This window comes from Martelella sp. UBA3392, from assembly GCF_002358775.1.
GTDB classification, from domain to species: Bacteria; Pseudomonadota; Alphaproteobacteria; order Rhizobiales; family Rhizobiaceae; genus Martelella; species Martelella mediterranea.
Genome location: NZ_DEPM01000037.1, coordinates 5,772 through 6,152, shown reverse-complemented (window position 1 = coordinate 6,152; position 381 = coordinate 5,772). Strand labels below are relative to the sequence as shown.

The window sequence follows — 381 nt, the reverse complement described above, 5'->3', positions numbered from 1 at the left end:
CGAAATCGCGGCTGCCATCCGCCGTTTCCGCCCAGTCGGCGGTGTAGACGCCGGGCGCGCCATCGAGCGCATCGACGGCGATGCCGGAATCATCGGCAAGCGCCGGCAGGCCGGATTTGCGGGCCGACGCCAGCGCCTTGATCGCCGCGTTTTCCTCGAAGGTCGTCCCGGTCTCCTCGGGCACGTCGAAATTCAGTTCAGCCGCCGATTTGGCGGAAAAGCCGAGCGGCCCGATCAGATCCGCGATCTCGGCAATCTTGCCGGCATTGTGGCTGGCGACGACGATGGTCTTGGTATCGAGTGTGCGCATGTCAGGTCCTGATGAACGAAGTAAGGTTAGAGTGCGCCGCAGAGCCCCCAAACAATCTCCCCCCTTGAGGG

The 381-nt window shown here is 64.0% G+C and carries 1 protein-coding gene; it reads right to left on the bottom strand.

What is annotated here, in order from left to right; genetic code table 11:
* On the bottom strand, positions 1 to 310 hold a 310-nt coding region (locus tag B4E36_RS03060; RefSeq protein WP_345899956.1), incomplete at its 3' end, for a non-canonical purine NTP pyrophosphatase.
* Between the last annotated feature and the right edge of the window lie 71 nt (positions 311 to 381).